This window comes from Rubritalea sp. (genome assembly GCF_039830215.1).
Taxonomy (GTDB): Bacteria; Verrucomicrobiota; Verrucomicrobiia; order Verrucomicrobiales; family Akkermansiaceae; genus Rubritalea.
On record NZ_JBDOPO010000174.1, the window covers coordinates 1 to 5792 of the forward strand.

General features: G+C 49.3%; 5 protein-coding genes. 3 read left to right on the forward strand and 2 right to left on the reverse strand.

Translation table 11 applies throughout. The annotated features are described in order from the left end of the window. Nucleotides 1-219: 219 nt before the first annotated feature. The gene (gene tadA, locus ABGY95_RS05835) at nucleotides 220-738 is read right to left on the reverse strand and encodes a tRNA adenosine(34) deaminase TadA (RefSeq protein WP_347440757.1); all 519 of its coding nucleotides are present in this window, start codon (nucleotides 736-738) and stop codon (nucleotides 220-222) included. A gap of 73 nt (nucleotides 739-811) precedes the next feature. Between tadA and rpe the strand changes: the two genes are divergently transcribed. Further along, entirely contained in the window at nucleotides 812-1480 is a 669-nt protein-coding gene (gene rpe / locus ABGY95_RS05840) for a ribulose-phosphate 3-epimerase (RefSeq protein ID WP_347440758.1), read from the forward strand. Between the two features lie 214 nt (nucleotides 1481-1694). Continuing rightward, entirely contained in the window at nucleotides 1695-3074 is a 1380-nt protein-coding gene (gene lpdA, locus ABGY95_RS05845) for a dihydrolipoyl dehydrogenase (protein ID WP_347440759.1), read from the forward strand. Between the two features lie 87 nt (nucleotides 3075-3161). Here lpdA and ABGY95_RS05850 read toward each other — a convergent pair whose 3' ends face one another. Continuing rightward, nucleotides 3162-3683 carry a phospholipase D-like domain-containing protein gene (locus ABGY95_RS05850; protein WP_347440760.1) on the reverse strand — a complete coding sequence of 174 codons (522 nt, stop codon included), beginning with the start codon at nucleotides 3681-3683 and terminating at the stop codon, nucleotides 3162-3164. A gap of 713 nt (nucleotides 3684-4396) precedes the next feature. On the opposite strand from ABGY95_RS05850, the gene ABGY95_RS05855 reads away from it, so the two are divergent. Then, complete coding sequence (locus ABGY95_RS05855) at nucleotides 4397-5389, forward strand: GYF domain-containing protein (protein ID WP_347440761.1); 993 nt, start codon at nucleotides 4397-4399, stop codon at nucleotides 5387-5389. Nucleotides 5390-5792 lie beyond the last annotated feature (403 nt).

Here is a 5792-nt window from a genome sequence, read left to right on the forward strand (position 1 = left end):
TAAAATGTCCCTATCTATGTCATTTCTTTCACAAAAATAATAAGGCGAGGAACCGAAATCCCCCGCCATATTGTGTGTCGTTTTGCTTTTGTTGCCTCAAAGTGGCAATGATAGCTTGCTGTAAATACTCAACCTTGTCTAGAGACTTCTGCGTCAGTAGCTTACAGGCAGTCTCCTGTCAAGCGGCCACCGAAAAATGCAAGGAACATAAATTTCTTTTCAAGATTCTTGCTTCCTAGCGTCACGGTCGGCTTTTTTCTTTGCTCTAGCTTCACGGAAAAAACTTTGGAGCAAGGACAGGCATTCTTCCTGAAGCACTCCAGAAACAGTCTCACACTTGTGATTCAACGGTGGATTCGAATCCAGCAGATTGATCCACCCCCCAGCAGCGCCACCTTTAGGATCGGGAATACCAAAAACTACTTTATCAGGCCTGCAGTGGACCAACGCTCCAGCACACATTGGACAAGGTTCCTTGGTCACGTAGACCGTACACCCCTCTAATCTCCAGTCTCCCACCGAGCTCATTGCTGATGTTAGGGCCAACATCTCAGCGTGCGCCGTCGCGTCCTTCAGTGTTTCCACCTGATTCCACGAACGCGCGATCACTCGCTCGTCCTTCACTATCACGGCACCAATAGGCACCTCGCCAGCACCAGCAGCCTTCATAGCCTCACGCAGAGCCAGTTCCATATAAAATTCATCACCCTTGCCTTCGATCAAGAAATCTTCGCTCATGCATTTAGGTGTAATCAGCCGATGTCTCACTGCCAACTTGAAACCTCTAAACTTTCTACTTAGTATTTGGAATATGAAGAACTGGCACCACACAGATCGCATCCTTGCCCCCTCACTGCTCGCCGCCGATTGGGGCAGAGTTTCTGAAGAAGTCTCCAGAGCCGTCGAATCCGGGGCTGACTGGCTTCACCTCGACGTCATGGACGGCCACTTTGTCGACAACGTTTCATTTGGCCCGCAGATGATCCAGTCGATTAATGAGAACAACGATGTCTTCCTCGATGTCCACCTCATGATCTCGCGCCCAGACCATTATCTCCCGCGCTTCATCGCAGCTGGTTCAGACATGATCACTGTCCACGTCGAAGCCGAGCACGATGTCACCAACACCCTAGCAGAAATCCGCAAAGCCGGAGTCCTCGCTGGCCTAGCGCTCAACCCAGCCACTCCATTTGAAAAAGTTGTTCCCTACCTCGACCAGATAGACCTTCTTCTCCCCATGACCGTCGTCCCAGGATTCGGAGGGCAATCCTTCATGGAAGACATGATGACTAAAGTCGAAGCCGCTGTTGCCTATCGTGAACAACATGGGCTCAACTTCCACATCGAAGTCGACGGTGGCATCACCCCACTAACCGCAAAAATCGCAGCCAAAGCTGGCGCCAATGTCCTCGTCGCCGGCTCATCCGCCTTCGGCGCTTCCGACATGAAGGCCGCGATCGCAGCCATGCGCGAAGCTTGATTCCCTGTAGTGTGCTAGCCCCCATGATATAAATTAAGTTCCTTTTCTTTCGCTTCAGCGAGAGTCTCTGGAACTTCAGCCCTTTGACTTTCCACTTTACACTCGCCACAGAGTGGCGGTTTAGGGTTGAAAAGTCGCTTTTTCACCCTACCTTGTCCGCGTTCAGAGCATGCATTCGATGTAGCTTGGAAAATTTTCACCCTAAACAAAAATTATGTCATACGACCTCATTGTTATTGGCGGCGGCCCTGCCGGTTATGTTGGAGCAATCCGTGCAGCTCAACTTGGTAAAAAGGTAGCTGTTGTAGAAGTAGACCGCGCAGGCGGCACATGTCTCAACTGGGGTTGTATCCCTACAAAAGCCCTCCTCAAAAATGCTGAGCTTTACCAGACACTCACTAAGAAATCTCAGGAGTTCGGTCTTTCATTCGACAACCTCACATTCGATTGGACAAAGGTAGTTGGGCGCTCACGCAAAGTTTCCACACGTCTCGCTGGCGGTATCGAGTTCCTCTTCAAGAAGAACAAGGTCGACTACGTCAAAGGCTTCGGTGCTGTGACTGGTGAAAACACTGTAGAAGTCACTGCTGCCGATGGCACCAAGCAGACTATCACAGGTGCTAACATCCTCATCACTACTGGTTGTAAGAGCCGCGAGCTCCCACCACTCCCATTCGACGGCAAGGCAGTCATTTCTTCTAAGGAAGCTATGAACCTTTCTGAGCAACCTAAGTCCCTCGCCATCATCGGTGCAGGTGCTATCGGTGTTGAATTTGCCTACATCTACAATGCATTCGGCACAAAGGTGACTCTCATCGAGATGCTCCCAAACATCCTTCCTGTTGAAGACGACGAGATCGGTGCAGAAATCGGCAAATCATTCAAGAAACAAGGAATCAAGGTTCTCACTGAGACTAAGGTGACTGGCACACAAAACAACGGCGACTCTGTGACTCTCACAGTTGAAAATGCTAAAGGCACACAGGAAATCACTGCTGATGTCTGCCTCGTTGCTATCGGTGTTGCTCCAGTACTCCCTGGTGGCCTCGAGCCTGAGCTCGACCGCGGCTTCATCAAGGTTGGTGACCGTTACGAGACATCTATCCCTAACGTCTACGCATGTGGTGACATCTCTGGCCCACCATGGCTCGCGCACACTGCTTCCTTCGAAGCTATCCAGTGTGTTGAAGGACTCTTCGTAGAAGGCAAGACTCCACGTAAGGTTGGTAACTTCCCAGGTTGTACCTACGCTCACCCACAGGTGGCATCAGTCGGTAAGACTGAGCGCGCACTCATAGAAGAAGGCGTCGAATACAAGGTTGGTAAGTTCCCATTCGCAGCAATCGGCAAAGCACAAGCTGCTGCTGACACCGAAGGTTTCGTTAAGCTCCTCTATGGAAAAGAACACGGCGAACTCCTCGGCGCACACATCATCGGTGACAACGCTACTGAACTTATCGCTGAGATGGGTCTCGCTCTCGAAATGGAATGTACTGCTGAAGAAATTCACAGCACCATCCACGCTCACCCAACATTGGCCGAAGCAATCCACGAAGCGACACTCGACGCAGACGACCACGCGATCCACTTCTAAGCTCAACTGGGACCGCTGAGCCCCAGCTCGGCAACCAAATATTCCAAAAGGCGACTCGGCAACGAGTCGCCTTTTTTCTTTGCTCAGCTAACGAATAGGATCTGGGCAAAATTTCCTCATCTTGCAGCTCCCACAAAAATCTCCGAGGTACAATTGATCCACCCACTCCATCATGTCATCTATCGTCTGAGCCTCATCTGTCACGATACCGGCCTCGAAGTTTCTCTTATCCACACTCTTAGCTCCCATTCCCGCCCCAGTCAGATTAGCCGAGCCAACAAACATCTTCTGAGCATCCACCACCACTGCTTTGGTGTGCACGCGTGGACACAGAATGCGTTCGAACAATGGGCTCTCTATCAGCTCTGGATAGAGATCAAAATCTTTACGGAAGCGCGGCCCAGGTTCCTTTGCGTGGATCAACCTAATCGCCACTCCCTTAGATACCAAGTCAGCCAACATGCTCAAAAATGGCATGAAGCGTTTGCCCTTTTTGATATGCATGTCCTTGATGTCCGCCGTCACAATCCATACGAACTCCTCGGCATTGGCCACCAAATCAAGAATCACCTCTGAGTGGATCTCTTCGTTCAAAATGAGACGGTGCATAGTTGGCTGCGTTTTGTTGGCTATAACTGAATGATTAGTTTACCTCCGCAAATACAGCTCGGCGCAGCCAATCGCATCGGACAGGGCGTGGTGGTGGTCTAGCGGTATATCGAGGGGTCCGCAGCAGTCACTTAGCTTGCAGGGTATGTAACCCTTTTTTGTACATGTGCATTGCCAACGATGGTTACTACCGAGGCTGGTGTCGTCGAGGGTAGAGGTGGACATGCTTTTCTCTAACACGTTGCAGCCTCAAAGCTAGCATTATGGTCAAGCACGCTGCGGCATTGTAGAGGCCTATCTGACTCTGAGTAGAGCGCAGCAAAGAATGACTCGTGCTAAATGGTGTGGGCTTGGATTCCATGGACTTGCACCTTCCTGCAGAAATACTATTTCTCAGGTGGGTGGATCAGCGAATAAACAGACTCGATGATGACTCCTTTTACAACAGTGACTAGCACTACAGCACAGGCGCTATCGCGGGCTTAAGTGGCTGTTTCAAGGTCTATTGCTGCGGAGTTCAACAGTCAAAATCGGTACGTACTTTAGCACAATCTAGATTTTCTAAAGCTCTCGCACCTCGTTTAGATCATTGCCTGTTGAATAAATCTTTTCGTCCTTCACAAATCTAGGCTATGTCCCCACAGTGCCCCGACTGACTACGAGTCAGCAGAATTTGTAATTCTAACCTCTTCAATCTAAAATCTAAAATCTAAATGTGGTACTACACTCTCAATGGTCAGCAAGCTGGGCCGGTCTCTCAGGCTGAGCTAGCACAGATGCTCAATGGCTCACTACCCTCCGACACCCTCGTCTGGAAAGAAGGCATGGCCGACTGGTTACCAGCTCAAGATGTTGATGCTTTCCGCAACATCGAAGCCACACCGCCAAGCCAAACTAACGGATCTAATCCCTATGCAGCTCCTAACTCCATAGTAGACGAGAACATAAAACTCAGTGGAACTGATGAAATCCCAGCCACGCCCATCCCACTTGATATAGGTTTCTGTATTTCTAAATCCTGGAAGACCACCATTGCATGCTTTGGAGCCATCTTCCTCACTTGGTTTGTCTACATACTCATCACCTCTATCGTAGGTGGAGTTTTATCGACTATTGGCACAGCAATCGACGGCCCAGTTGCGGTAGCGCCTATTACCGAGGGCATGACTCAACAAGCCCCGTTTCTTCCAAGTCATAATCAAAGCATCAACCAACAAACTGGAACTGGAGCAATCATCGCTGGCATCCTAAATAATATATTCACTATGTTCCTCGGGCTCGGCCTGACATTAATTGGACTCAACCTACTTAGAGGAAAAGATACTAATCTTGGGCAGCTTTTTGGGCAAAGTGGCACAAAATTATTCAGACTCATTGGCGCATCCATACTCTACGGGCTGATGGTTGGTTTAGGCTTAGTCTTCTTCATCGTTCCAGGCATTTATTTAGGCATGAGATTTATGTTCTACCAGACTGTCATCGTCGACAAAGACCTCGGAGTCATCGACTCGCTTAAGTACAGCTCTTCACTCACCAGAGATAACAAATGGAGGTTATTTTTCCTCTTCATAATAAACTGCTTCATCGTGCTTGCTGGGGCATTAGCACTGATAGTAGGTTTGATTTGGGCACTACCAGTTGCATGGCTCACCCTCCTCGTCGCCTACCTCTATCTGCACGATGGCGAGCGCAGTCTCGCAGCTTAGTACCACATTTTTGTAAAGACAACCCAGCTACGAGTTGCCTTTTTTCGTCCTTCACAAATCTGGGCTATGGACCCAGAGTGACCATCAGTCAAAAGTACTGGCAATCTTATCTCTTCAGCTCACCTCCGCCAAGCCAGCATTTGAGTGACAATGTTAGATTCGAAATTTCCCAGCGGCTAGCTGCGTCCAATTTGACGAAGTCAGGTGCAGTTGAGACGTTCCATTGTGAAACATTGCGCTTCCTGAACCCTTAGGTTTTCCTCGTGATTTAACCTGGAGAGCTTTGAATCCACCGGAGAGCCACAATTTATACTATTCAGAGACTTTGTTGCGGTTAACTCCTACGATTTCAGAAATATCGCTATACTTCATTCCTCTTTCACTAAGCTTCACAGCCTGCTTA

Coding starts and splice junctions, on each gene's coding strand:
- tadA (WP_347440757.1), bottom strand. CDS start 738: ATGAGCGAAGATTTCTTGATCGAAGGCAAGGGTGATGAATTTTATATG.
- rpe (WP_347440758.1), top strand. CDS start 812: ATGAAGAACTGGCACCACACAGATCGCATCCTTGCCCCCTCACTGCTC.
- lpdA (WP_347440759.1), top strand. CDS start 1,695: ATGTCATACGACCTCATTGTTATTGGCGGCGGCCCTGCCGGTTATGTT.
- ABGY95_RS05850 (WP_347440760.1), bottom strand. CDS start 3,683: ATGCACCGTCTCATTTTGAACGAAGAGATCCACTCAGAGGTGATTCTT.
- ABGY95_RS05855 (WP_347440761.1), top strand. CDS start 4,397: ATGTGGTACTACACTCTCAATGGTCAGCAAGCTGGGCCGGTCTCTCAG.